This window comes from Pseudomonas sp. BN102 (genome assembly GCF_029871245.1).
Taxonomy (GTDB): Bacteria; Pseudomonadota; Gammaproteobacteria; order Pseudomonadales; family Pseudomonadaceae; genus Metapseudomonas.
In genome coordinates this window covers 173,764-198,582 of sequence record NZ_SSON01000075.1, presented here as the reverse complement: position 1 = coordinate 198,582, position 24,819 = coordinate 173,764, and the positions used below count along the sequence as shown (strand labels likewise).

The following is a 24,819-nucleotide window of genomic DNA, read 5'->3' as shown; positions in this document are numbered from 1 at the left end:
CCTATTAGAACGAAACGATCTACCGATATACCGCCGGGATAGATGCCTGCAGGCCCCGTCTCACACGGGATTCGCGCAGTCGATGAAGAGGTGTTCCAGGGCGAAACGGCGTGCCAGGTAATCGCCCAGCGCCTGTATTCCGTAGCGCTCGGTGGCGTGATGGCCGGCGGCGATGAAGCTGATGCCGTTTTCCCGCGCGCTGTGGAAGGTCTGCTCGGAGGCCTCTCCCGTCAGGTAGAGATCGACGCCCGCGGCGATGGCGTTGTCGATGTAGCCCTGGCCGCCGCCGGTGCACCAGCCGATCCGGCGGATCATGCCCTCGCCTTCCACCAGCAGGGGCTCGCGACCGAGCACCTCGCGCACGCGGCGGGCGAAGTCGCCGGCGGTCATGGGCTCGGCCAGCGAGCCGACCAGGCCGACGGTGCGCGGATTGTCCGGCTCCAGCGGCCCCTCCACCGTGATATCCAGCTGGCGCGCCAGCTGCACGTTGTTGCCCACCTCGGGATGCACGTCCAGCGGCAGGTGGTAGGCCAGCAGGCTGATGTCGTTGGCCAGCAGGGCCTTCAGGCGGCGCTGCTTCATGCCCACCACGCGAGGATCCTCGCCCTTCCAGAAGTAGCCGTGGTGCACCAGGATCACGTCCGCCTCGGCCTCCACCGCGGCATCCAGCAGGGCCTGGCTGGCAGTGACGCCGCTAACGATCCGGCTGACCTGGGGCCGTCCTTCGACCTGCAGACCGTTGGGGCAGTAGTCCTGGATGCGCGAGGCATTCAGGTAGGCGTCCGCTTCCTCCACCAGAGTGTTCAGGGCAATGGCCATGGCTTTCCTCACAAGCTGTTGCGGGCGACTCGTTTTTAGCCGGCGCCCTCGTATAATGGCGCCACCTTAAGGGGCACCCCCGTCCCTAGCAACCCTCAGGATTCTCCCTCGATGCTCAAGGCCCTGCGATTCTTCGGCTGGCCCCTGATTGTCGGCGTGCTCGCGGCACTGCTGATCATCCAGCAATCCCCGGAATGGGTCGGCCTGCCACGCCAGGAAGTGCATCTGCAGGAAGCGCCCAAGTTCAACTTCACCCGCCAGGGTCCGGACTCCTATGCCGATGCCGTGACCAGCGCGTCGCCGGCGGTGGCCAACCTCTACACCACCAAGATGGTCAGCAAGCCGGCCCATCCGTTGTTCGAGGACCCGCAGTTCCGCCGCTTCTTCGGCGACAACCTGCCGCGCCAGCGGCGCATGGAGTCCAGCCTGGGTTCGGCGGTGATCATGAGTCCGGAAGGCTACCTGCTGACCAACAACCACGTGACCGCGGGCGCCGACCAGATAGTGGTAGCCCTCAAGGACGGCCGCGAAACCCTCGCGCGTCTGGTCGGCAGCGACCCGGAAACCGATCTCGCGGTGCTCAAGATCGACCTCAAGGACCTGCCTCCCATCACCCTCGGCCGCTCGGACAACATCCGCATCGGCGACGTCGCCCTGGCCATCGGCAACCCCTTCGGCGTCGGCCAGACCGTGACCATGGGCATCATCAGCGCCACCGGCCGCAACCAGCTCGGCCTGAACACCTATGAAGACTTCATCCAGACCGACGCGGCGATCAACCCCGGCAACTCCGGCGGCGCGCTGGTGGACGCCAGCGGCAACCTGATCGGCATCAACACCGCGATCTTCTCCAAGTCCGGCGGCTCCCAGGGCATCGGCTTCGCCATCCCCACCAAGCTGGCGCTCGAGGTGATGAAGGCCATCATCGAGCACGGTTCGGTGATTCGCGGCTGGCTCGGCATCGAGGTACAGCCCCTGACCCCGGAGCTGGCTGAATCCTTCGGCCTCGAAGGGCGTCCCGGCATCGTGGTCGCCGGCATCTACCGCGACAGCCCGGCCCAGCGCGCCTCGCTGCAGCCCGGCGACATCATCCTCAGCATCGACGGCGAGCCGGCCGGCGATGGCCGTCGCTCGATGAACCAGGTCGCGCGCACCCGCCCGGGCGAGAAGGTCAGTATCCAGGTGATGCGCAACGGCAAAGAGCTGGAGCTGGCCGCCGAAGTCGGCGTCCGCCCACCGCCCAGCGGCAACGGCGGCAACTGACCTCCAATAACGGCGCCTCCTGGCGCCGTTATTCATTCACCTCCTGCAAATCGATCCCGCGAGGCGCTGGACAGGAATCATTCTCGCTCTACATAATGTTATGTTATTACATAATTGACATAAGATTCCTCGATGAAATCCACCCATTTGGCACCCGTCACCGGCCTGGTCCTGAGCTTCCTGGGAGAAGCCACAGCCGCCGAAACCGCCCTCCCCCTCCTGCTGGACGATATCCAGGTCGACAGCCGCCTCCAGGAAAGCGCCGACGGCCCGGTGCAAGGCTATCGCGCCAATCGCTCGGCCAGCGCAACCCGCACCGATACCGATATCCGCGATATTCCCCAGGCCATCAGCGTGATTCCGGCGCAGGTGCTCGACGACCTGGATGCCACCCGCCTGGATCGTGCCCTGGATTTTGCCGGCGGCGTATCGCGGCAGAACAACTTTGGCGGCCTCACCTTCCTCTCCTACAGCATCCGCGGCTTCACCACCGGCGAGCTGTACAAGAACGGCTTCGCCATCAACCGCGGCAGCTACAGCTCACCCGACGCCTCCGGCATCGAGCGCATCGAGGTGCTAAAAGGGCCTGCGGCCAGCCTGTATGGGCGCGGCGATCCAGGCGGCACCGTGAACATCGTCAGCAAGAAGCCCCAGCCAGAAGCCTTCTCCCGGCTCAAGGCCAGCGCCGGCAGCTGGGACCACTATCGCACCAGCCTGGACCTCAACTCGCCCCTGGACGATGAGGGCCGGCTACTGTCGAGGATCAACCTGGCCGCCGAGGACAACGGTAGCTTCCGCGATCATGCAGGCAACCAGCGGCTAGTGGTCAGCCCCTCGCTGACCTGGCAGCTGAACACAGACACCCGCCTGCTGGTGGAAACCGAGTTCGTCCGTCACGACTCGGTGTTCGACCGCGGCATACCGGCTGTGGATAACCAGCTCGGTTCGGTAAAGCGCTCCACCTTCCTCGGCGAACCGAACGACGGCGACATCCGCAACCGTAACCAGATGCTCCAGGCCAGCCTGGAACACCACCTGAACGACGGCTGGAAACTGCGGTTGGCCAACCACTACGCCCAGGGCCACCTCCAGGGCGACGCCTCGGAAACCTCGCGCCTGATCGGCAGCCAGGTCAGCCGCTTCTTCCGCCAGCGCGACTTCGAGTGGAACGACAGCATCACCCAGTTGGAACTGCATGGCCTCGTTGACCTCGGCAGCTGGCAGCACCAGACCCTCGCCGGTCTGGAATACGAGAATTACCGCAACAGCCAGAAGTACCCGCAGAGTCTCGCCTCCCTGGACTACGGCCTGGACATCTACAACCCGGTATACGGCAAGCCCAAGCCGACCCTGGTCAACCCCAACGACTTCTTCGAACAGGTGGAAAGCCACGCACTGAACCTGCAGGACCAGATCGACTTCGGCGGCGGCTGGAAGGGCCTGCTCGGCGCCCGTTTCGATCACTTCGAGCAGACCGCCCTGAACCGCGTCACCGCCGTGCGCACCCGCCAGAACAAGGACAGCCTCGCGTTGCGCGCTGGCCTGCTCTATCAGCTCACGCCGGAAATCGGCGTCTTCGCCAACGCCTCCACCTCGGTCAAGCCCAACGCCATCAGTAGCCAGGGCACCGTATTCGAGCCGGAGCAAGGCCTGGGCAAGGAGACTGGTCTCAAGCTCGACCTGCTGGACGGCCGCCTGGGCGCCACCGTCGCCCTCTTCCACATCGACAAGGAAAACGTGCTCACTGCCGACCCGAACAACCCCGGGCAGAATATCGCCGCCGGGCGTGCCCGCAGCCAGGGTATGGACCTGCAGTTCAGCGGCCAGCTTAGCGAGGCGCTGCGGGTCATAGGCGCCTACGCCTACATAGATGCCGAGGTCACCAGGGACAACGTCCTCCCCGAAGGCAGCAGCCTGCTCGGCGTCGCCAGGCACAGCGGCAGCCTGATGGCCGTCTATGAGTTCCAGGATGGGCGGCTGCGCGGCTCGGACTTCGGCGCTGCCTTCAACTACGTCGGCGACCGATCCGGGCAAACCGGCAGCCAGTTCGAACTGCCGGCCTACGCCACCCTCGACCTGCTCGCCCACTACAAGGCCAGCGAGCGCGTCAGCCTCGGCCTGAACCTCAACAACCTGTTCGACCGCAAGTACTACGAACGCTCCTACAACAGCGTCTGGGTCATGCCAGGCGACCCGCGCAACCTCAGTCTCAGCCTCACCGTCGACCTCTGAAAAGGAACCCTCATGCGATTCGACAAACGCGTCCTCGCCACACCTCTCCTCGCCGCCCTGTTCATTGGGGACGCTCAGGCCCACGGCCTGTGGACCGAACAGCGGCGCGGCCATATCGAAGTGATCTACGGCCACGGTGCCGAAGACGATGCCTTCAAGGCAGAGAAGGTCAGCGGCGCCTGGGCCGCCGATGCCCAGGGCCGGATGATCCCTGTCACCATCGAGCGCCTGGCCGACCATGCCCGCCTGAAGCCACTGAAGGCCCCGGCCACCCTGGCCGTGGCCCTGGACAACGGCCCCTGGTCACAGACCGCGGACAAAGCCTGGATTAACCTGGGCCAGCAACAGGTGCCGAATGCCGTCGCCTCCATCCACACCTGGAAGTACAGCCTGGCCTTCTACCAGCCCGGCGCTCAGCTGCCGGAGCTCAAGCGCCTGCGGCTGGCGATAGTGCCCGAGGCCGACCCGCTCGAAATCGGACCGGGCAAGCCCCTGCCGGTACGGGTCCTGCTGGACGGCAAGCCCGCGACAGGAATCGAACTGATCGGAGACTACCGTGGCGAGCCCGACGCCGTCAGCGCCAAGACCGATGCCGAAGGCCGCGCCAAGATCATGGTGCGCAATGCAGGGCTCAATATCATCGCCGCCCAGGTCATCCTGGATACCAAGGATGATCCCCAGGTGAAGCAGCACGGACTGTTCAGCTCACTGACCTTCCTCGGCGCGCCGCACCACGAGTAGGCGCCCAAGAAAAAAGCCGAGGCGGAAGTCTGCGCTCGGCTTTTTCGTTACACCTGAGCGGTAATCAGAGCTTGCCCAGAGCCTCCACCAGCGCCTGGTTCTGTTCCGGCGCACCTATGGTGATGCGCAGGAACTGGGCGATCCGCTCCTGCTTGAAGTGCCGCACGATCACGCCCTGCTCGCGCAGGCCGGCAGCGATGCCCGCCGCGTCCTTCTGCGGGTGGCGAGCGAAGATGAAGTTGGCCGCCGAGGGCAGTACCTCGAAACCCAGCTTGCCCAGCTCGGCCACCAGCTGCTCGCGGCTGTCGATCACCTTGCGACAGGTTTCCGCGAAGTAGGCCCTGTCCTCGAAGGCGACCGCCGCGCCGGCAATGGCCATGCGATCCAGCGGATAGGAGTTGAAGCTGTTCTTGATCCGCTCCAGCGCCTCGATCAGGTCCGGGTGGCCCACCGCCAGGCCGACCCGCAGGCCCGCCAGGGAGCGGGACTTGGACAGCGTCTGGGTCACCAGCAGGTTGGGGTAGCGATCCACCAGCGTGATCGCCGTATCGCCACCGAAATCGATATATGCCTCATCCACCACCACCACCGTATCCGGGTTGGCCTTCAGCAGCTTTTCCACCGCCTCCAACGCCAGCAAGCAGCCAGTGGGCGCATTGGGGTTCGGGAAGATGATGCCGCCGTTGGGGCGTGCGTAGTCCTCGACACGGATCTGGAACTGCTCATCCAGCGGCACCGCCTCGAAGGGGATGCCATAAAGCCCGCAGTAGACCGGATAGAAGCTATAGGTCACGTCGGGGAACAGCAGGGGCTTGCCATGCTTGAACAGGCCATAGAACGCGTGTGCCAACACCTCGTCCGAGCCATTGCCGACGAATACCTGGCCCGGCTGCACGCCATAGTAGTCGGCCACCGCGTGTTTCAGGCGGTCGCTGTTCGGGTCCGGGTAGAGGCGCAGGTTGTCCCCGACTTCCGCCTGCATGGCCGCCACCGCCTTAGGCGACGGGCCATAGGGGTTCTCGTTGGTGTTCAGCTTGACCAGCTTGGCCAGCTTGGGCTGTTCGCCCGGTACGTAGGGCACCAGGTCCTTGACGAAGGGACTCCAGAACTTGCTCATGCTCACTCCCCCTTGATCCTGAATTCGGCACTGCGTGCGTGGGCGGTCAGGGACTCGCCTCGGGCCAGCACGGATGCGGTCTTGCCCAGCTCGGACGCGCCATCGGCCGAGCAGAAAATGATCGAAGAACGCTTCTGGAAGTCGTAAACGCCCAGCGGCGAAGAGAAGCGCGCGGTGCCGGAGGTCGGCAGCACGTGGTTCGGGCCGGCGCAGTAGTCGCCCAGGGCTTCGGCGGTGTAGCGACCCATGAAGATGGCGCCGGCGTGGCGGATCTGCGGCAGCCAGGCCTGCGGATCGGCTACCGACAGCTCCAGGTGCTCGGGAGCGATGCGGTTCGCCACCTGGCAGGCCTGGGCCTGGTCAGCCACCAGGATCAGCGCGCCACGATTCTGCAGCGAAGTGCGGATGATGGCCTCGCGCTCCAGGGTCGGCAGCAGCTTGTCGATGCTGGCGGCCACCTTGTCGAGGAAGGCGGCATCGGGGCTGACCAGGATCGCCTGGGCATCCTCGTCGTGCTCGGCCTGGGAGAACAAGTCCATGGCGATCCAGTCCGGATCGGTCTGGCCGTCACAGACGACGAGAATTTCCGAGGGGCCAGCGATCATGTCGATGCCCACCTGGCCGAACACGTGGCGCTTGGCAGTGGCGACATAGATGTTGCCGGGGCCGACGATCTTGTCCACCTGGGGCACGCTCTCGGTGCCATAGGCCAGCGCCGCCACGGCCTGGGCGCCGCCGATCGTGAAGACCCGGTCCACGCCGGCCACGCAGGCTGCGGCCAGGACGATCTCGTTGATCTCGCCGCGCGGAGTCGGCACCACCATCACCACTTCGGTAACGCCGGCGACCTTGGCGGGAATCGCGTTCATCAGTACGGACGAGGGATAGGACGCCTTGCCGCCCGGCACGTACAAGCCGGCACGATCCAGCGGGGTGACCTGCTGGCCCAGCACCGTGCCATCGGCCTCGGTGTAGGTCCAGGAGTCCTGTTTCTGCTTCTCGTGATAGCTGCGCACGCGGGCTGCGGCGGTTTCCAGGGCCCGGCGCTGTTCGGCGGTGATACGGGTCAGCGCCTGTTCCAGGCGCTCGCGCGGCAGGATCAGCTCGCCCATGGAGCTGGCCTGGGTGCCGTCGAAGCGCTGGGTGAATTCCACCACCGCCGCATCGCCACGCTCGCGCACGGCCTTGATGATGTCGAGTACGCGCTGGTTGACCGCTTCGTCGGACACGCTTTCCCAGCTCAACAGATGATCCAGGTGTCGGGCGAAGTCCGGATCAGCGGCATTGAGTCGGCGAATAGCGATGGGTGCGGTCATAGCGGGCCTCATGTATGGCAAATGCTCGGGCGCCGCTAGAGTAGCAAGCCCACCGTGCGGGCACCCGAGAATAGTGGCTATGACACGGATAGGGCGGTCGAAAAGTGCTCCTGCGTTTTCGACATTTCCGCCATCCCTGGCGGTCATGCGGCCGCAGGGCCGCACTCAAGGTGTCAGCTTGGGTGTCGGGATTCGACGGCGCTGCGCAGGATCTCGATCAGCGCCTGGATGCGGGCGTGCTGCATCTTCATGGACGCCTTGTTGACGATCAGCCGCGAACTGATGGTGGCGATCAGTTCCTGGGGCTCCAGGCCGTTGGCACGCAGGGTGTTGCCGGTATCGACGACGTCGATGATCTTGTCAGCCAGCCCCACCAGCGGCGCCAGCTCCATGGAGCCGTAGAGCTTGATCACGTCCACCTGGCGGCCCTGCTCGGCGTAGTAGCGCTTGGCGACGTTGACGAACTTGGTGGCCACCCGCAGGCGCCCCTTGGGCTCGGGTGCGCCGATGGCCCCGGCGGTCATCAGCTTGCACTTGGCGATCTGCAGGTCCAGCGGCTCGTACAGCCCCTGGCCGCCATACTCCATCAGCACGTCCTTGCCGGCGACACCGAGGTCGGCCGCGCCGTGCTCGACATAGGTCGGCACGTCGGTGGCGCGAACGATGAGCAGGCGCACATCCTCCTGGGTGGTGGGGATGATCAGCTTGCGGCTCTTGTCCGGATTCTCGGTCGGTACGATGCCGGCTTCGGCGAGCAACGGCAGGGTGTCGTCGAGAATGCGGCCCTTGGACAGCGCGATGGTGAGCATGGAACTGGATTTCCTTGGCTACGGCCCGTTCAGGGCCTGATGCACGGTCGATCCCGGCCGGCCCTGTTCGGGCCGGCCGAAAATGCGACCTAACCCGGCACGCGGCGGATCTTGGCGCCGAGCAGCTGCAGTTTTTCCTCGATGCACTCGTAACCACGGTCGATGTGGTAGATGCGGTCGATCAGGGTGTCGCCCTCGGCCACCAGGCCGGCGATCACCAGGCTGGCGGAGGCCCGCAGGTCGGTTGCCATGACCGGTGCCCCCTTGAGCTTCGGTACGCCGGTGACGATGGCGGTGTTGCCCTCGACCAGAATCTGCGCGCCCATGCGGTTCATTTCGTAGACGTGCATGAAACGGTTCTCGAACACGGTCTCGATCACCGCACCGGTGCCTTCGGCCACGGCGTTCATGGAGATGAACTGGGCCTGCATGTCGGTAGGGAACGCCGGATAGGGAGCGGTACGGATGTTGACCGCCTTCGGACGGTTGCCCTTCATGTCCAGCTCGATCCAGTTGTTGCCGGTATTGATATGGGCACCCGCCTCTTCCAGCTTCTGCAGCACGGCTTCGAGGATGGTCGGATCGGTGTCCTTGAGCTTGACGCGGCCACCGGTGGCGGCAGCGGCTACCAGGTAGGTGCCGGTCTCGATACGGTCGGGCATCACGTTGTAACGCGCGCCGCCCAGGCGTTTGACGCCATCGATGGTGATGGTGTCGGTGCCGGCGCCCTGGATCTGCGCGCCCATGGCGATCAGGCAGTTGGCCAGGTCCACCACTTCCGGCTCGCGAGCGGCGTTCTGCAGCACGCTCCGGCCGTTGGCCAGGGCCGCGGCCATCATGATGTTCTCGGTACCGGTCACGCTGACGGTATCGAAGAAGAAGTTGGCGCCACGCAGACCACCGGCCGGAGCCTTGGCCTTGATGTAGCCACCTTCGACGTCGATCTTCGCACCCATGGCTTCGAGGCCGCGGATGTGCAGGTCGACCGGACGCGAACCGATGGCGCAGCCGCCGGGGAGGGCCACTTCGGCTTCACCGAAACGGGCCACCATGGGGCCGAGCACCAGGATGGATGCGCGCATGGTCTTGACCAGCTCGTAAGGCGCCACCAGGGTCTTGATGCTGCCGGCGTCGACTTCCACCGCCAGCTTCTCGTCGATCACCGGCTGCACGCCCATGCGACCGAAGAGTTCGATCATGGTGGTGATGTCGTGCAGGTGCGGCAGGTTGGCCACCGTGACCGGGGTGTCGGCCAGCAAGGTGGCGGCCAGGATCGGCAGCGCAGAGTTCTTGGCGCCGGAAATGCGGATCTCGCCATCGAGGCGTTGACCGCCGGTAATAATCAGTTTGTCCATAGTTCTCTCGGCAGCGGAGCTCAGGAGCGCTCGGCCCAGGCGGCCCGGCTGAAGAATTTCATGGTGACGGCATGGATGCTGCCATCGGCGATCCAGGCGTTCAGGTGGGCGTAAACCTGCTGCTGGCGCTTCACCGGGCTCAGGCCGGCCAGTTCATCGCTGATCAGGTTCAACTGGAAGTTGCAGCCTTCGCCTTCAACTTCCACCTGGGTACCTGGCAGTTTCGCCTCCAGGAGGCTTTTCACTTCTACGGCCTGCATGCTCAACCTCAATCGGCGCCCAACGCGCGCGGGTCGGCCATGATACAAAAAAGCCCTCCGCCTGCGAACCCCGCGCGCGCGGGGCCTGACGGAGGGCCGCTGGACCGGCTCAGGCCTCGGTGGGCAGTAGCTCGGTCAATCCGGAAACCTCGGCGATCTGCCGCATGTCCTCGGACAATCCGCGAAATACCACCGCCTTGCCGGCGGCCTCGGCGTCACGCATGAAGGCCAGCAGCAGGGCGATACCGACACTGCTGGTCTTTTCCACCGCCGAGCAGTCCAGCACCAGCCTGGCGCCGTTGCTCGCGCGGATCATCTGCCTCCCCGTCTCGCGCAGCTGCGGACCGGTGCTGTGGTCGAGTACACCGACCAGGCGCAACTCGCTTGACGCGGCCTGTTCGATGCGGGCGTCACTCATTACCGGCCGCCTGCTTGGCTTCCTCGGATTGCTTGGCCTTGGCCACTACGTCCGCCCAACCGTTGATGGTCTTGTCCAGGTCATTGCCGTTCTTCTGCATGGCATCGGCGAACTGGTCGCGGAACAGCTTGCCGATGTTGATGCCATTGATGATCACGTTACGCAGCATCCACTGCCCGTTGACGTTCACCATGGTGTAGGAAACCGGGTAGATGGTACCGCTGCGACCGGTAACCTCCATGCCCACGCTGGTGCGCTCGGGGTCTCCCTGCTTGGCGGGGAGCACACGGATGTTCTGGTTGTCGTACTCCAGCAGTGCGTTGCCGTAGAACTGGATCAGGCTGCGCTTGAAGTTCTCCTGGAAACGGGCCATCTGCTCGGGCGTGGCCTTACGCGAGTACTTCACCGTCATGATGCTGCGCGAGATACCGTCGGCGTCCACCACCGGGCCGAGGATGCGATTCAGGGAGTCGTAGAAGGCACTCGGGTCGCTGCGGTACTGCTCCTTGTTGGCCTTGAGGTCGGACAGCAACTGGTCGGTGGTCTTCTGGATGATTTCGTGCGCGCTCGGTGCGGCAGTGGCCAGCAGAGGCAGAGCCGCCAGCAGCACCAGCAGGCCGTTACGCAAGGCTTTGAACATGTTTCGGATCCTCATTTGCTCTCTTTGTTGACCGTATTCAGCAGGAACTTGCCGATCAGGTCTTCCAATACCAGGGCCGACTGGGTGTCACGAATGGTCCCGCCATCCTTGAGCAGCTCCTCGTCGCCACCGACACTGATGCCGATGTACTTCTCACCCAGCAGACCGGCCGTGAGGATGGAAGCCGTGGAGTCCGCGGGCAGGTTGTCCACGCGCTGCTCGACTTCCATGGTGACCCGCCCGGTGTAGCTGTCACGGTCCAGATCGATGGCGGTCACCTTGCCGATGGTGACGCCGGCCATGGTTACCTTCGCTCTGACAGTCAAACCGGCAATATTGTCGAAATGCGCATAAAGCTTGTAGGTATCGTCACTGGCGCCATAGGACAGGCCGCTGACCCGCAGGGCCAGGAGCAGCAAGGCCAACAGACCGGCCAGGAGGAACAGGCCGACACCAATTTCCAAGGTGCGGATTTGCATCAGAAATCTCCAAACATCAAAGCGGTCAGGATGAAGTCCAGCCCCAGCACGGCCAGCGAGGCGTAGACCACGGTTTTAGTCGTTGCGCGGCTGATCCCTTCCGAGGTCGGCTCGCAGTCATAGCCCTGGAACACGGCGATCCAGGTCACCACGAAGGCAAACACGACGCTCTTGATCACGCCGTTCAGTACATCCTCGGTGAATTCCACACTGTTCTGCATGTTGGACCAGAAGGAGCCCTCATAGACTCCCAGCCAGTCCACGGCCACCATGGCACCGCCCCAGATGCCCACCACACTGAAGATGATCGCCAGCAGCGGCATGGAAATGAAGCCCGCCCAGAGGCGCGGCGCGATGATGTACTTGAGCGGGTCGACGCCGATCATCTCCAGGCTGGAGAGCTGTTCGGTGGACTTCATGTTGCCGATCTCGGCGGTCAGGGCAGAGCCCGCGCGACCGGCGAAGAGCAGGCCGGTCACCACCGGCCCCAGCTCGCGCAGCAGGGTCAGGGCGACCATCTGCCCAACCGCCTGCTCGGAACCATAGTCCACCAGGATGTTGTAGCCCTGCAGGGCCAGCACCATGCCGATGAAGACGCCGGAAACGATGATGATCGCCAGCGACAGCACGCCGACGGAGTAGAGCTGCTTGACCAGCAGGTGGAAGCCCTGCCCCACACCGGTGCGGCCGAACAGGGCATGCATCAGGAACAGGGTAGACCGCCCCAGCGCTTCCACCACGTCCAGACCGGAACGCCCGAGCAGACGAATCCGCTCGAGCAGAGACTTCTTGCGCATCAGCGCCCCCCCAGCAGGTCTTTGCGGTAATCCGGCGCCGGGAAATGGAAGGGTACCGGGCCATCCGGAATGCCTTTCATGAACTGGCGGATACGCGGGTTATCGGAGTCCATCAGCTCTGCCGGGGTCCCGTGCCCCAATACGTCGCCATCGCCCACCACATAGAGGTAGTCGGCGATGCTCGCGGTTTCGGCCAGGTCATGGGAGACCACGATGCTGGTGATGCCCAGCGCATCGTTGAGCAGGCGGATCAGCCGCACCAGCACGCCCATGGCGATGGGGTCCTGGCCGACGAACGGCTCGTCATACATCAGTATCTGCGGATCCAGGGCGATGGCGCGAGCCAGCGCCACGCGGCGCTTCATGCCGCCGGAGAGTTCGTCCGGCATCAGTTCGACGGCGCCGCGCAGGCCGACGGCCTGGAGTTTCATCAGCACGATGTCGCGGATCATCTCCTCGGGCAGCCTGGTATGCACGCGCAATGGGAAGGCGACGTTCTCGAACACATCCAGGTCGGTGAACAGCGCCCCGCTCTGGAACAGCACGCCGAACTGCTTGCGCATGTCGAACAGGTCGGCGCGCGACAGCTTCGGCAGGTTCTGGCCATTGACCCAGACTTCGCCGCTGGAAGGCTTGAGCTGGGCGGCGATCAGGCGCAACAACGTGGTCTTGCCGCAGCCGGAAGGTCCCATGATGCCGGTGACCTTGCCGCGCGGGATACGGATATCGACATCTTGGAAAATGCTGCGCGTACCGCGCTTGAAGGTGACCCCCTTCAACTCCACGGCATAGGCGTTTTCGGCGCTCATCTAGACTCCTTGCGATACAGCCTCCCTTGAAGACGACGCGCCCGAATGCAAGGACACCCCGCCCAGGACGGGCCGAACAAGGCGCGAACTATATCACCGCGACAGCACGCCTCCCAAGGCCGTACCAGACGTCGTTCAGCTTTGCGACAGCCGCCACGGCATTGGCAGGTGAGCTAAATCACCTTTATCGCTATAATCGCTGCCTTTTCCCTCGGCAACTGCACGCCCTCCATGAGCCAATCCAGCGATCTGATCAAGTCAGCACAACGCACCATCCAACTCGAACGCGAAGCGATCGACGCGCTAATGCCGCGCATCGACGCCGACTTCGTTCGTGCCTGCGAACTGATTCTGGCCTGCAAGGGACGCGTGGTGGTGGTGGGGATGGGCAAGTCAGGGCATGTCGGCAAGAAGATCGCAGCCACCCTGGCCAGCACCGGCACCCCCTCCTTCTTCGTTCACCCGGCCGAAGCCAGCCATGGCGACATGGGCATGATCACCGGCGAGGATGTGGTCCTGGCCCTGTCCAACTCAGGCTCGACCGCCGAGATCGTCACCCTGCTGCCACTGATCAAGCGCCTGGGCATTCCCCTGATCAGCCTCACCGGCAACCCGGACTCCCCCCTGGCCAAGGCCGCGTCCGCCAACCTGGACGCCCGCGTCGCCCAGGAAGCCTGCCCGCTGAACCTCGCCCCGACCTCGTCCACCACCGCGTCCCTGGTGCTGGGCGACGCCCTGGCCATCGCACTGCTGGAAGCCCGCGGCTTCACCGCCGAAGACTTCGCCTTCTCCCATCCGGGCGGCGCCCTCGGCCGGCGCCTGCTGCTCAAGGTGGAAAACATCATGCACGGCGGTGACAACCTGCCCTTCGTCGCCCGCGGCACGCCACTGCGCGAGGCGCTGCTGGAAATGACCCGCAAGGGCCTGGGCATGACCGCGGTGCTGGAAACGGACGGCCAGCTCGCCGGCATCTTCACCGACGGCGACCTGCGCCGCACTCTGGACAAGGGCATAGACGTGCGCCAAGCCTGCATCGATGACGTCATGACGATCCACGGCAAGACGGTGCGCCCGGAAATGCTCGCCGCCGAAGCCCTGAAAATCATGGACGACCACAAGATCAACGTCCTGGTGGTGGTCGACGCAGCCGATCGCCCCGTCGGCGCCCTGCATATCCACGACCTGACCCGCGCTGGAGTGATCTGATGAGCAACGAACTCCTGAGCCGCGCCAAGGCCGTCCGCCTCGCGGTCTTCGACGTCGATGGCGTGCTGACCGACGGTCGCCTCTACTTCCTGCCCGACGGCGGTGAATTCAAGACCTTCAACACCCTCGACGGTCAAGGCATCAAGATGCTGATGAATGCCGGCGTGCGTACCGCCATCATCAGCGGCCGCAAGTCCGCGGTGGTCGAGCGCCGCGCGCAGAACCTTGGCATCCAGCACCTGTTCCAGGGCCGCGAGGACAAACTGGTGGTGCTCGACGGCCTGCTCGCCGAACTCGGCCTGACCCACGACCAGGTCGCCTACCTCGGCGACGACTTGCCCGACCTGCCGGTGATCCGCCGCGTCGGCCTGGGCATGGCGGTCGCGAATGCCGACGCTTTCGTTCGCCTGCACGCCCATGGCGTTACCCAGGCGCGCGGTGGCGAGGGTGCGGCCCGCGAGTTCTGCGAGCTGATCCTCCGCGCCCAGGACAGCCTGGAAGCGGCCCAAGCCGCCTACCTCTGAGGCCACCATGTCGAAGAACTTCCGCCTGGCGCTGACCCTGACCCCGATCGCCGCGCTGCTCATCGCCCTCGGCTACTGGAATATTCGTCCGGAGAGCTTTATGGAACGGACACCGGCCGCGGGCAGCGACAACGCCATCGACTTCTACGTGGAAAATGGCAAGAGCACCCAGTTCCAGCCCGACGGCAAGCTCCACTACGAAATGACCGCTAAGCGCCTCGAACATATAAAGGCCACTGATGTCACAATGCTGACCAATCCCGACCTGCTGCTGCACCGTGGCACCGCCTTCCCTTGGCATGTGCAGAGCGAGCGCGGCGAGGTCGCCCCCGAAGGCAAGCAGGTCGAACTGATCGACAAGGTCAGGGTCGCCCGCACCGACGCCAAGGGGCGCCCGACAATCCTGACAACCAGCCGACTGACCGTGTTCCCCGATGAGGAATATGCGCAGACCCAGCAAGCCGTTAGAATCGAGGCGGCCAATGGGGTGACTACGGCGCAAGGAATGAAAGCGTACTTGAATGACAGCAGGATGCTCCTGCAGTCCAACGTAAGAGGCCAGCATGAGGTTCGTTAATACCCTCCCCCTGTTGCTCAGCCTGGGTGTCGCACTGGGAAGTGCCACCGCCTGGGCACTGCCTACGGACCGCGAACAACCGATTCGCGTCCAGGCCGACAGCGCCGAGCTCGATGACAAGCAAGGCGTCGCGGTGTACCGCGGCAACGTGGTGATCACCCAGGGCACCCTGAAGATCACCGGCGACACCGTCACCATCACCCAGGACGCCAACGGTGACATCGAGGTCTTCACCTCGGTCGGCAAGCCCGCCTACTACGAGCAGAAGCCGGCTGTGGACAAGCAGATCGTCAAGGCCTACGGCCTGACCATCCAGTACTTCGCCGCCAACGAGCGCATCATCCTGCTCGACCAGGCCAAGGTGGTCCAGGAGGGCAATACCTTCGAAGGCGAGAAGATCGTCTACGACACCCAACGCCAGATCGTCAATGCGGGCCGCGCTACCGGCGCCAATGTCAGCACGCCGCGCCCGCGGATCGACATGGTCATCCAGCCGAAGAAGAAAGAGCAGAAAGCACAGTAATGGCGACCCTCAAAGCCCAGCACCTGGCCAAGAGCTACAAGAGCCGTCAGGTGGTCCGCGACGTCAGCCTGTCCATCGACAGCGGACAGATCGTCGGCCTTCTCGGCCCCAACGGCGCGGGCAAGACCACCTGCTTCTACATGATCGTCGGCCTGGTCAAGGCCGACCAGGGTCGCGTCCTGATCGACCAGCAGGACGTCACCCACCAGCCCATGCACGGCCGCGCCCGTGCCGGCATCGGCTACCTGCCGCAGGAAGCCTCAATCTTCCGCAAGCTGAGCGTGGCGGACAACATCATGGCGATTCTCGAGACCCGCAAGGACCTCGATCGCGCCGGACGCCGCAAGGAGCTGGAAAGCCTGCTGCAGGAATTCCACATCAGCCACATCCGCGACAGTCTCGGCATGAGCCTGTCGGGCGGCGAGCGCCGTCGCGTCGAAATCGCCCGCGCCCTGGCCACCTCGCCCAAATTCATCCTGCTGGACGAACCCTTCGCCGGCGTGGACCCGATCTCCGTGGGCGACATCAAGCAGATCATCCATCATCTCAAGGCCAAGGGGATCGGCGTGCTGATCACCGACCATAACGTCCGCGAGACCCTGGATATCTGCGAGACCGCCTACATTGTCAGTGAAGGCCAACTGATCGCCGAAGGCGATGCGGAGGCCATCCTGGCCAACCAACTGGTGAAGGACGTCTACCTGGGCCACGAGTTCCGCTTGTAGCCTCCCGCGAGGTCTCCTACAAGATGGGTTGCGAGAACTAGGAAAATCCTTCAAGGTCAGGCATATAATTTGCTTCCTGGTGGCGCTCCGGCGCCCTGTAGTGGATGGCGCGAGAGCGCCGGCGAATAAGGTGCTAAGCCCCCTGCCATGAAACCATCGCTAGTCCTCAAGATGGGCCAGCAGCTGACGATGACCCCGCAGCTGCAACAGGCCATCCGCCTACTCCAACTGTCCACCCTGGATCTGCAGCAGGAGATCCAGGAGGCCCTGGAGTCCAATCCCATGCTCGAACGACAGGAGGATGGCGACGATTTCGACAACTCCGACCCGATGGCCGAAGGAGACCAGTTGCCCAACACCGGCAGCCAGGAATCGAGCTTCCAGGAGTCCAGCGTCGAGACCAATGCCGAAGCCCTGGAAGATGGCGAATGGCACGAACGCATCCCCAGCGAACTGCCCGTCGACACCGCCTGGGAAGACGTCTACCAGACCAGCGCCAGCAGCCTGCCGAGCAACGATGACGACGAGTGGGACTTCACCTCGCGCACCTCGGTCGGCGAGAGCCTGCAGAGCCACCTGCTCTGGCAGCTCAACCTGGCGCCCATGTCCGATACCGACCGACTGATCGCCGTCACCCTGATCGACTGCATCAACAACGACGGCTACCTCGAGGAATCGCTGGCAGAAGTCGTCGAATCCTTCGATCCCGAGCTCGGCATCGAGCTGGATGAGGTCGAGGTGGTGTTGCACCGTATCCAGCAGTTCGAGCCCGCAGGCATCGGCGCCCGCGACCTGCGCGAATGCCTGATCCTGCAGCTGCGCCAGCTGCCCGCCGACACGCCCTGGCTGAGCGAGGCCCTGCGCCTGGCCGGCGACTTCCTGGACCTGCTGGGCAGCCGCGACTACAGCCAGCTGATGAGGCGGATGAAGGTCAAGGAAGACGAGCTGCGCCAGATCATCGAACTGATCCAGGCCCTGAACCCACGCCCCGGCTCGCAGATCGAAGCCAGCGAGCCCGAGTACGTGGTGCCGGACGTCATCGTGCGCAAGCACAACGAACGCTGGCTGGTGGAGCTGAACCAGGAAGCCGTGCCACGCCTGAGGGTCAACCCGCATTACGCCGGCTTTGTCCGCCGTGCCGACTCCAGCGCCGACAACACCTTCATGCGCAATCAGCTCCAGGAAGCGCGCTGGTTCATCAAGAGCCTGCAGAGCCGCAATGAAACCCTGATGAAGGTGGCTACCCAGATAGTCGAGCACCAGCGCGGCTTCCTGGAGTACGGCGATGAGGCGATGAAGCCCCTGGTCCTGCATGACATCGCCGAAGCCGTGGGCATGCACGAGTCCACCATCTCGCGCGTGACCACGCAGAAATACATGCACACGCCCCGCGGGATCTACGAGCTGAAGTACTTCTTTTCCAGCCACGTCAGCACCTCGGAAGGCGGCGAATGCTCGTCTACCGCGATCCGCGCCATCCTCAAAAAACTGGTCGCAGCGGAAAATCCGAAAAAGCCGTTGAGTGACAGCAAGATCGCTGGTTTACTGGAGGCACAGGGCATTCAAGTGGCCCGTCGCACAGTAGCCAAGTATCGTGAATCCCTTGGGATAGCGCCTTCCAGCGAACGAAAGCGACTGATGTGACGCGGATATTGACCCACGCCAAAAAGTGTTCCGGTGACAGGCCCGTTAGCCTGTCTCTTATACACGGGCAATAAGGAGAAAGCGGTATGCAAGTCAACATCAGTGGACATCAACTGGATGTGACCGACGCCCTGCGCAACTACGTTGTCGAAAAGTTCGACCGTCTGGAGCGCCATTTCGACCGCATCACCAACGTACAGGTGATAATGAACGTCGAAAAACTCAAACAGAAAATCGAAGCCACTTTGCACATCGCCGGCGGCGAAGTCGTAGCCAACGCGGAGCATGAAGACATGTACGCAGCCATCGACCTGCTCACCGACAAGCTCGATCGCCAGTTGATCAAGCACAAGGAAAAGCAATTGAACCGCCAGCAGGGTGCGACTGCCCGCTGATCCCCTCCCCATGATTCGACTCGAGCAAATCCTGACCCTCGGCCGTTCCCTGGTGAACGTGCCGGGGGGCAGCAAAAAACGCGTTCTGGAACAGATCGCCAAGCTGGTCGCCCGCGACCTTCCCGACCTCGACAACCAGGATATTTTCGAAAGCCTGGTTTCCCGGGAGAAGCTGGGCTCCACTGGTTTCGGCAACGGCATCGCCATCCCCCACTGTCGCCTCACCGGCTGCAAATCACCGATCAGCGCTGTGCTGCGGTTGGACGCACCGGTCGATTTCGACGCCATCGATGGGGCCCCCGTGGACCTGCTGTTCGTCCTCCTGGTCCCGGAAGCCGCCACCGATGAGCACCTTGAACTGCTCCGGCAGATCGCCAGCATGCTCGACCGCAGCGATGTGCGTGAGCGCTTGCGTCAGGCTCCCGACAACACCAGCCTGTACCAGGTGGTCGTGGACGTACAGAGCGGACGCTAGGGCCTCGCCATGCGCCTGATTATCGTCAGCGGCCGCTCCGGGTCGGGCAAGAGTACCGCCCTCGATGTTCTCGAGGACCACGGTTTCTATTGCATCGATAACCTGCCCGCCACCCTGCTTCCCGAGCTGGCCGAACGGGCCCTGCTGCAGACCGAGCTGCTGGAACCCCAGGTCGCCGTGTCCATCGACGCGCGCAACCTGCCCAGCCAGCTGTTGCGCTTCCCCGAACTTCTGGATGAAGCCCGCGGCCGCCATATCAAGTGTGATGTGCTCTACCTCGACGCCGAGCACGACACGCTGCTCAAGCGTTTTTCCGAAACGCGCCGACGCCACCCGCTGACCAATGACAACCGCTCCCTGGCCGAAGCCATCAAGGACGAGGAGCTGTTGCTGGCGCCCATTGCCGATCTCGCCGACCTGAAGATCGACACCACGCGCCTCAACCTTTACCAGCTGCGTGACACCATCAAGCTGCGCCTGCTGAACCAGCCGGAGCCCGGCACCGCCTTCCTGGTCGAATCCTTCGGTTTCAAGCGCGGCATGCCTGTGGATGCCGATCTGGTGTTCGATGTGCGCTGCCTGCCAAATCCCTACTGGAAGCCCGATCTGCGTGACCATTCCGGTCTGGAGCCGGCCGTCGCCGAGTACCTGGCCGGACAACCCGACGTCGAGGAGATGTATCAGGATATCCTCGGTTACCTGAACAAATGGCTGCCGCGATTCGCCGCCAGCAACCGCGCTTATGTCACTATCGCCATCGGCTGCACCGGCGGGCACCACCGTTCGGTATACCTTGCCGAACGCCTGGGGGCGGCACTGAAACCCAGCTTGAAGAATGTCCAGGTTCGCCACCGCGACCTCAGTTAGAAGGATTGGAACGCGATGCCTGCCTGCGAGATCACCATCATCAACAAGCTCGGCTTGCACGCCCGGGCAGCGGCGAAATTCGTCGGCGTCGCCGGGCGTTTCCCCTGCCAGATCCGCGTTGGACGTTCCCCGGAAAGCCTGGTGGACGGCAAGAGCATCATGGCCGTGATGATGCTGGCCGCTGGCAAGGGCACGCCCATCCACCTGCACACCGAAGGTGATCAGGACGACGATGCCCTCAATGCCCTGATCGAGCTGATCAACAACAGGTTCGACGAAGGCGAATGATTCCGGGCCGCCCCAGCGCCTGATATCAGGCCAGCGCGGTGTCCAGCCTCCTCATCAGGCAGCCCCCCCCGCCGCCACCCCCCAGGCTCTCGCAGCTGTCATCCGGCAGAAACAAAAAACGCGCCCGAATGGGCGCGTTTGCAGCTCAGGCGAAGGCCGGCTCAGCTGCCGGCGACCGTCATCTTCTCGATCAGCACCGAGCCGGTACGGATGTTGCCGCGCAGCTCCAGGTCGCTGCCGACCGCGAGTATCTGGCGGAACATGTCCTTGAGGTTGCCGGCGATGGTCACTTCCTGCACCGGGAACTGGATCTCGCCATTCTCCACCCAGTAGCCGGCGGCGCCGCGAGAGTAGTCGCCGGTGACCATGTTCAGCCCCTGCCCCATCAGCTCGGTCACCAGCAGGCCGCGGCCCATGCGCCGCAGCAGCGCCGCCTGGTCTTCCTGACCGTGGCTGACGAAGAGGTTGTGCACGCCGCCTGCGTTGGCGGTGCTGGGCAGGCCCAGCTTGCGTCCGGAATAGGTGCCGAGGATGTAGGACACCAGCTCGCCCTTCTCCACGAACGGCTTGGCATAGGTGGCCAGGCCGTCGTTGTCGAAGGTAGCGCTGGCCATGGCGCGCGGGATGTGCGGCCGCTCGTCGATGGACAGCCACTCGGGGAAGAGCCGCTGGCCGAGTGCGCCTTCGAGGAAGGACGACTTGCGGTAGAGGTTGCCGCCGGAAATGGCCGAAAGGAAGCTGCCGAACAGGCCGGTAGCCAGTTCGGCGGCGAACAGTACCGGCACTTCGCAGGTGGGTACCGGCCGGGCACCCAGGCGTGCGGCCGTGCGTTCGGCGGCGCGCCGGCCGATGCTTACAGGGTCCGCCAGCTGGCTGCCGATGCGGTTGACGTCATACCAGTAGTCCCGCTGCATCTGCCCCTGGGCCTCGGCGATCATCACGCAGCTCAGGCTGTGCCGGGTGCTGGCGTAGCCGCCGACGAAGCCATGGCTGTTGCCATAGACGCGGCAGCCCTGGTGGGTGTTGAGGGTGGTGCCGTCTGCCTTGCTGACGCGCTTGTCGGCCTCGAAGGCCGCCGTTTCGCAGATCAGCGCCTGCTCCACCGCCTGCTCGGGGGTGATGGACCAGGGGTGGTAAAGGTCGAGGTCCGGCAGGTCGCGGGCCATGAGCGCCGCATCGGCCAGACCGGCGCAGTCGTCCTCGGAGGCATGCTTGGCGATGGCGAGGGCCGCCGCCACTGTCTCGCGAATGGCGTCTTCGCCGCTCGCCGAGGTGCTGGCCGAGCCCTTGCGCTGCCCGACGTAAAGGGTGATGCCGAACCCCTGGTCACGGTTGAATTCGACTGTTTCCACCTCGCCCTGGCGAACGGTGGTGGACAATCCCTGCTCCACTGAAACAGCCACCTCACAGGCGCTTGCGCCCTGGCGCCGGGCCTCGGCGAGGATGCGCTCGACCCGCGCCTGCAGTTCCGGCAATGCTTCCGGGCCGACCACTTCTACTTCACTCATAGCCACTCCAGTTCAGAAAATCCGAGACGCGGCGGGCGCATCGGGCGCCTCGCCGCACGTACCGCGCTCTGGCGGCGCCAGCCGGGCCGGACAAGGCGGCCCCGACTGGTTATCATGGCGGCGTTTCCCATTGGACCACCCCCATGTCTGAATTCCTCGACGACGACTTCTCCGGAGAGAAGAGCAAATCCCAGATCAAGCGCGAGCTGCATGCCCTGCAGGACCTCGGCGAGCGCCTGACCACCCTCAAACCCGACGTGCTGGCCAAGCTGCCGCTGACCGACGCCCTGCAACGGGCCCTGGCGGAGGCCCCGAAGCACAAGGCGCACGTTGCCCGCAAACGGCACCTCCAGTACATCGGCAGGCTCATGCGCGAGCAGGATATCGAGGCCATCATCGGCCTGATCGACCAACTCGACAGCTCCACCCGCGAGTACAACGAGCGCTTCCACGCCCTGGAGCGCTGGCGCGACCGCCTGATCGAGGGCGGCGACACTGCCCTGGAGAGCTTCGTCGTCGAATACCCGACTACCGACCGCCAGCACCTGCGCGGCCTGATCCGTCATGCCCAGCACGAGGCGGCCCACAACAAACCGCCGGCCGCCGCGCGCAAGGTGTTCAAGTACATCCGCGACCTGGACGAAGCCAAGCGCGGCTTGCGCTGATCCTACCAGGGGCCGTCATCAGGCCCCCGTCCCGCCTACCGTGATCGCATCAATCTTCAGGGTCGGCTGGCCCACGCCCACCGGCACCGACTGTCCGTCCTTGCCGCAGGTCCCGACGCCGCTGTCCAGTGCCAGGTCGTTGCCGACCATGGATACCCGGCTCATGGCCTCGGGACCGTTGCCGATCAGCGTGGCGCCCTTCACCGGCGTGGTGATCTTGCCGTTCTCGATCAGGTAGGCCTCACTGGTGGAGAAGACGAACTTGCCGCTGGTGATGTCCACTTGGCCACCGCCCAGGTTGGCGCAGTAGAGGCCGCGCTCCACCGAGGCGATAATCTCCTGCGGGTCGCTCTTGCCGGCCAGCATGTAGGTGTTGGTCATGCGCGGCATCGGCAGGTGGGCGTAGGACTCGCGGCGGCCGTTGCCGGTGCGCGCGACGCCCATCAGACGGGCATTGAGCTTGTCCTGCATGTAGCCCTTGAGCACGCCATTCTCGATCAGCGTGGTGCAGCGGGTCGGGGTGCCCTCGTCGTCGATGCTCAGGGAGCCGCGGCGATAGGCCAGGGTGCCGTCGTCGACGATGGTGCAGAGACTGGACGCGACCTTCTCGCCCATGCGGCCACTGTAGGCCGAACTGCCCTTGCGGTTGAAGTCGCCTTCCAGGCCATGACCCACCGCCTCGTGCAGCAGCACGCCGGACCAGCCCGCGCCCATCACCACCGGCAGGGTTCCGGCCGGTGCCGGCACCGCTTCCAGGTTCACCAGGGCCTGGCGCAGGGCCTCGCGGGCATAGCCCATGGCGCGGTCTTCCTGCAGGAAATAGCGATAGTCGGTGCGCCCGCCGCCGCCATGGCCGCCGCGTTCGCGCCGGCCGTTCTGCTCGACGATCACACTGACATTGAAGCGCACCAGCGGGCGGATATCGGCGCCCAGGCTGCCGTCGCTGGCGGCGATCAGGATGCGTTCCCAGACCCCGGCCATGCTCACGGTGACCTGCTTGATGCGCGGGTCCAGGGCACGGGTCGCGGCGTCGACGCTCTTCAGCAATTCCACCTTCTCGGCGCGGCTGATCACATCCAGCGGGCTGCTGGAATCGTACAACCGGGTCACCTGCGGGCTGGCGAAGGCCTGCACGCGCCCTTCCTGCCCGGCCCGGGAAATGGAGCGCGCGGCGCGCGCCGCCTGGCGCAGGGCATCGGCGGTGATGGCATTGCTGTAGGCGAAGCCGGTCTTCTCGCCGGACTGGGCCCGCACGCCCACGCCTTGGTCGAGGTGGAAGCTGCCTTCCTTGACGATGCCGTCCTCCAGCACCCAGGACTCGGAAATCTGCCCCTGAAAGTACAGGTCGGCGGCATCTATGCCGGGACCGGCGAGTTCGCCGAGGATCGCCGGCAACTGCTCGATGCTGAGTTCACCGGGCGCCAGCAGGTGCTCGCTGACGGTTAACAAGAGGTCGCTCATAACTTCTCCGTACGCGCCGGCCCGGGAGTGGCCGGCGTCAAGAATCGTCTGTGGGTGCTCACCGGCATGCGTTGGCGAATGGCCGCCTGCTCCTTGGCATCACGGCTGGCCAGCAGTACGGCCTCGCCTTGGGCCTGCTCGGCCAGCACCCGGCCCCAGGGATCGACTATCGCCGAATGCCCGAAGGTCTCGCGCGGGCCCGGATGAATACCGCCCTGTCCGGCCGCCAGGAGGTAGCACTGGGTTTCGATGGCGCGTGCGCGCACCAACACCTGCCAGTGCGCGGCGCCGGTGACTGCGGTGAAGGCAGAAGGCGCGCTGATCAGTTCGGCGCCGGCTTCGCGCAGGGCGCCGTAGAGTTCGGGGAAACGCAGGTCGTAGCAGACGGTCAGACCGAGTCGGCCCACCGGGGTATCGGCCACCACCACCCGGGCGCCGTGGGCATAGTCGTCGGACTCGCGATAACGGCCGCGGTTGTCGGTCACGTCGACGTCGAACAGGTGAATCTTGTCGTAGCGCGCCACCCGCTCGCCCTGCTCGTCGATCAGCAACGAGCAGGCATTGGGTTTTCCCTGCGGCCGGTCGTCGGGCGGCAGCGGCAGGGTGCCGGCCACTATCCACAGTTTCAGGTCGCGCGCCGCCTGGCGCAGCCAGGGCAGGATGGGCCCCTGACCGGCGGCCTCGGCGCGGCCCAGGCTGGCCAGGTCGCGGCGGCCGATGGCGGCGAAGTTTTCCGGCAGCACCGCGAGAAAGGCGCCGCCTTCGGCGGCCTGCTCCAGCAGGCGCCGGGCACTGGCGAGGTTGGCCAGGACATCGTCCTGGCTGACCATCTGAATCACGGCAAGGGACATCTGAATCTCCGCACGGGGCATGGAATGCATGCTAACCCAAGCAGCGCTTGCTCGC

At 64.6% G+C, this 24,819-nt stretch carries 28 protein-coding genes; 14 read left to right on the top strand and 14 right to left on the bottom strand.

The genetic code is table 11. From position 1 onward, the window contains the following. Positions 1 to 60: 60 nt before the first annotated feature. Positions 61 to 819: a Nif3-like dinuclear metal center hexameric protein gene (locus E8F12_RS22170; protein ID WP_280327329.1), complete on the bottom strand. Its 759-nt coding sequence runs from the start codon at positions 817 to 819 to the stop codon at positions 61 to 63. A gap of 111 nt (positions 820 to 930) precedes the next feature. Here E8F12_RS22170 and algW point away from each other — a divergent pair, with 111 nt between their 5' ends. The 3 genes from algW to E8F12_RS22155 all read left to right on the top strand — a co-directional run bounded on the left by algW (position 931) and on the right by E8F12_RS22155 (position 5,055). Then, positions 931 to 2,082: a Do family serine endopeptidase AlgW gene (gene algW, locus E8F12_RS22165; protein WP_280327328.1), complete on the top strand. Its 1,152-nt coding sequence runs from the start codon at positions 931 to 933 to the stop codon at positions 2,080 to 2,082. A gap of 132 nt (positions 2,083 to 2,214) precedes the next feature. After that, positions 2,215 to 4,314: a TonB-dependent siderophore receptor gene (locus E8F12_RS22160; protein WP_280327327.1), complete on the top strand. Its 2,100-nt coding sequence runs from the start codon at positions 2,215 to 2,217 to the stop codon at positions 4,312 to 4,314. 12 nt (positions 4,315 to 4,326) lie between these two features. Next, positions 4,327 to 5,055 carry a DUF4198 domain-containing protein gene (locus E8F12_RS22155; RefSeq protein WP_280327326.1) on the top strand — a complete coding sequence of 243 codons (729 nt, stop codon included), beginning with the start codon at positions 4,327 to 4,329 and terminating at the stop codon, positions 5,053 to 5,055. A 64-nt stretch (positions 5,056 to 5,119) separates the two neighbouring features. Here E8F12_RS22155 and hisC read toward each other — a convergent pair whose 3' ends face one another. The 10 genes from hisC to E8F12_RS22105 all read right to left on the bottom strand — a co-directional run bounded on the left by hisC (position 5,120) and on the right by E8F12_RS22105 (position 13,055). Next, a complete protein-coding gene (gene hisC / locus E8F12_RS22150) occupies positions 5,120 to 6,172 on the bottom strand; it encodes a histidinol-phosphate transaminase (RefSeq protein WP_280327325.1) in 1,053 nt (350 codons plus the stop codon). Between the two features lie 2 nt (positions 6,173 to 6,174). Beyond that, the gene (hisD, locus tag E8F12_RS22145; RefSeq protein ID WP_280327324.1) at positions 6,175 to 7,488 is read right to left on the bottom strand and encodes a histidinol dehydrogenase; all 1,314 of its coding nucleotides are present in this window, start codon (positions 7,486 to 7,488) and stop codon (positions 6,175 to 6,177) included. A gap of 173 nt (positions 7,489 to 7,661) precedes the next feature. Beyond that, positions 7,662 to 8,297, bottom strand: a complete 636-nt coding sequence (gene hisG / locus E8F12_RS22140; RefSeq protein WP_280327323.1) for an ATP phosphoribosyltransferase — start codon at positions 8,295 to 8,297, stop codon at positions 7,662 to 7,664. Positions 8,298 to 8,386: 89 nt separating this feature from the next. Next, positions 8,387 to 9,652, bottom strand: a complete 1,266-nt coding sequence (murA, locus tag E8F12_RS22135) for a UDP-N-acetylglucosamine 1-carboxyvinyltransferase (RefSeq protein ID WP_280290820.1) — start codon at positions 9,650 to 9,652, stop codon at positions 8,387 to 8,389. A 20-nt stretch (positions 9,653 to 9,672) separates the two neighbouring features. Further along, on the bottom strand, positions 9,673 to 9,912 hold the full coding sequence (locus E8F12_RS22130) for a BolA family protein (protein ID WP_215372875.1): 240 nt from the start codon (positions 9,910 to 9,912) through the stop codon (positions 9,673 to 9,675). Between the two features lie 109 nt (positions 9,913 to 10,021). Continuing rightward, complete coding sequence (locus E8F12_RS22125; protein WP_280327322.1) at positions 10,022 to 10,330, bottom strand: STAS domain-containing protein; 309 nt, start codon at positions 10,328 to 10,330, stop codon at positions 10,022 to 10,024. Further along, on the bottom strand, positions 10,323 to 10,970 hold the full coding sequence (locus E8F12_RS22120) for an ABC transporter substrate-binding protein (protein WP_280327321.1): 648 nt from the start codon (positions 10,968 to 10,970) through the stop codon (positions 10,323 to 10,325). The genes E8F12_RS22125 and E8F12_RS22120 overlap by 8 nt, the downstream gene beginning before the upstream one ends. An 11-nt stretch (positions 10,971 to 10,981) precedes the next feature. Further along, entirely contained in the window at positions 10,982 to 11,449 is a 468-nt protein-coding gene (gene mlaD, locus E8F12_RS22115) for an outer membrane lipid asymmetry maintenance protein MlaD (RefSeq protein WP_280327320.1), read from the bottom strand. Further along, positions 11,449 to 12,246, bottom strand: a complete 798-nt coding sequence (gene mlaE, locus E8F12_RS22110) for a lipid asymmetry maintenance ABC transporter permease subunit MlaE (RefSeq protein ID WP_280290816.1) — start codon at positions 12,244 to 12,246, stop codon at positions 11,449 to 11,451. Before mlaE ends, mlaD begins: the two co-directional genes overlap by 1 nt. Next, positions 12,246 to 13,055: an ATP-binding cassette domain-containing protein gene (locus tag E8F12_RS22105; RefSeq protein ID WP_280327319.1), complete on the bottom strand. Its 810-nt coding sequence runs from the start codon at positions 13,053 to 13,055 to the stop codon at positions 12,246 to 12,248. The genes mlaE and E8F12_RS22105 overlap by 1 nt, the downstream gene beginning before the upstream one ends. 231 nt (positions 13,056 to 13,286) lie before the next feature. Here E8F12_RS22105 and E8F12_RS22100 point away from each other — a divergent pair, with 231 nt between their 5' ends. From E8F12_RS22100 to E8F12_RS22055, 10 genes are all read left to right on the top strand, one after another. Next, a complete protein-coding gene (locus E8F12_RS22100) occupies positions 13,287 to 14,261 on the top strand; it encodes a KpsF/GutQ family sugar-phosphate isomerase (protein WP_280327318.1) in 975 nt (324 codons plus the stop codon). Then, positions 14,261 to 14,785, top strand: a complete 525-nt coding sequence (locus E8F12_RS22095) for an HAD family hydrolase (protein WP_280327317.1) — start codon at positions 14,261 to 14,263, stop codon at positions 14,783 to 14,785. Before E8F12_RS22100 ends, E8F12_RS22095 begins: the two co-directional genes overlap by 1 nt. Before the next feature lie 7 nt (positions 14,786 to 14,792). Further along, complete coding sequence (gene lptC, locus E8F12_RS22090) at positions 14,793 to 15,362, top strand: LPS export ABC transporter periplasmic protein LptC (RefSeq protein ID WP_280290812.1); 570 nt, start codon at positions 14,793 to 14,795, stop codon at positions 15,360 to 15,362. Further along, positions 15,349 to 15,885, top strand: a complete 537-nt coding sequence (gene lptA / locus E8F12_RS22085; RefSeq protein WP_280327316.1) for a lipopolysaccharide transport periplasmic protein LptA — start codon at positions 15,349 to 15,351, stop codon at positions 15,883 to 15,885. The genes lptC and lptA overlap by 14 nt, the downstream gene beginning before the upstream one ends. Beyond that, positions 15,885 to 16,610, top strand: a complete 726-nt coding sequence (gene lptB, locus E8F12_RS22080) for an LPS export ABC transporter ATP-binding protein (protein ID WP_280290810.1) — start codon at positions 15,885 to 15,887, stop codon at positions 16,608 to 16,610. The genes lptA and lptB overlap by 1 nt, the downstream gene beginning before the upstream one ends. Before the next feature lie 147 nt (positions 16,611 to 16,757). Next, positions 16,758 to 18,254, top strand: a complete 1,497-nt coding sequence (locus E8F12_RS22075; protein ID WP_280327314.1) for an RNA polymerase factor sigma-54 — start codon at positions 16,758 to 16,760, stop codon at positions 18,252 to 18,254. Positions 18,255 to 18,340: 86 nt separating this feature from the next. Next, positions 18,341 to 18,649 carry a ribosome-associated translation inhibitor RaiA gene (raiA, locus tag E8F12_RS22070; protein WP_280290808.1) on the top strand — a complete coding sequence of 103 codons (309 nt, stop codon included), beginning with the start codon at positions 18,341 to 18,343 and terminating at the stop codon, positions 18,647 to 18,649. Positions 18,650 to 18,659: 10 nt separating this feature from the next. Continuing rightward, positions 18,660 to 19,124, top strand: a complete 465-nt coding sequence (gene ptsN / locus E8F12_RS22065) for a PTS IIA-like nitrogen regulatory protein PtsN (RefSeq protein ID WP_280327313.1) — start codon at positions 18,660 to 18,662, stop codon at positions 19,122 to 19,124. Between the two features lie 9 nt (positions 19,125 to 19,133). After that, entirely contained in the window at positions 19,134 to 19,991 is an 858-nt protein-coding gene (rapZ, locus tag E8F12_RS22060) for an RNase adapter RapZ (protein ID WP_280327312.1), read from the top strand. Positions 19,992 to 20,006: 15 nt separating this feature from the next. Continuing rightward, positions 20,007 to 20,279 carry an HPr family phosphocarrier protein gene (locus E8F12_RS22055; RefSeq protein WP_280290805.1) on the top strand — a complete coding sequence of 91 codons (273 nt, stop codon included), beginning with the start codon at positions 20,007 to 20,009 and terminating at the stop codon, positions 20,277 to 20,279. Between the two features lie 161 nt (positions 20,280 to 20,440). Here E8F12_RS22055 and pmbA read toward each other — a convergent pair whose 3' ends face one another. Then, entirely contained in the window at positions 20,441 to 21,787 is a 1,347-nt protein-coding gene (gene pmbA, locus E8F12_RS22050; RefSeq protein WP_280327311.1) for a metalloprotease PmbA, read from the bottom strand. 143 nt (positions 21,788 to 21,930) lie between these two features. Here pmbA and yjgA point away from each other — a divergent pair, with 143 nt between their 5' ends. Then, a complete protein-coding gene (gene yjgA, locus E8F12_RS22045; RefSeq protein ID WP_280327310.1) occupies positions 21,931 to 22,452 on the top strand; it encodes a ribosome biogenesis factor YjgA in 522 nt (173 codons plus the stop codon). A gap of 18 nt (positions 22,453 to 22,470) precedes the next feature. Here the strand turns inward: yjgA and tldD are convergent, their stop codons facing one another. Together tldD and E8F12_RS22035 are read right to left on the bottom strand one after the other, a co-directional pair. Next, positions 22,471 to 23,913: a metalloprotease TldD gene (gene tldD / locus E8F12_RS22040; protein WP_280327309.1), complete on the bottom strand. Its 1,443-nt coding sequence runs from the start codon at positions 23,911 to 23,913 to the stop codon at positions 22,471 to 22,473. After that, positions 23,910 to 24,764, bottom strand: a complete 855-nt coding sequence (locus E8F12_RS22035; protein WP_280327308.1) for a carbon-nitrogen hydrolase family protein — start codon at positions 24,762 to 24,764, stop codon at positions 23,910 to 23,912. The genes tldD and E8F12_RS22035 overlap by 4 nt, the downstream gene beginning before the upstream one ends. Positions 24,765 to 24,819: the final 55 nt, after the last annotated feature.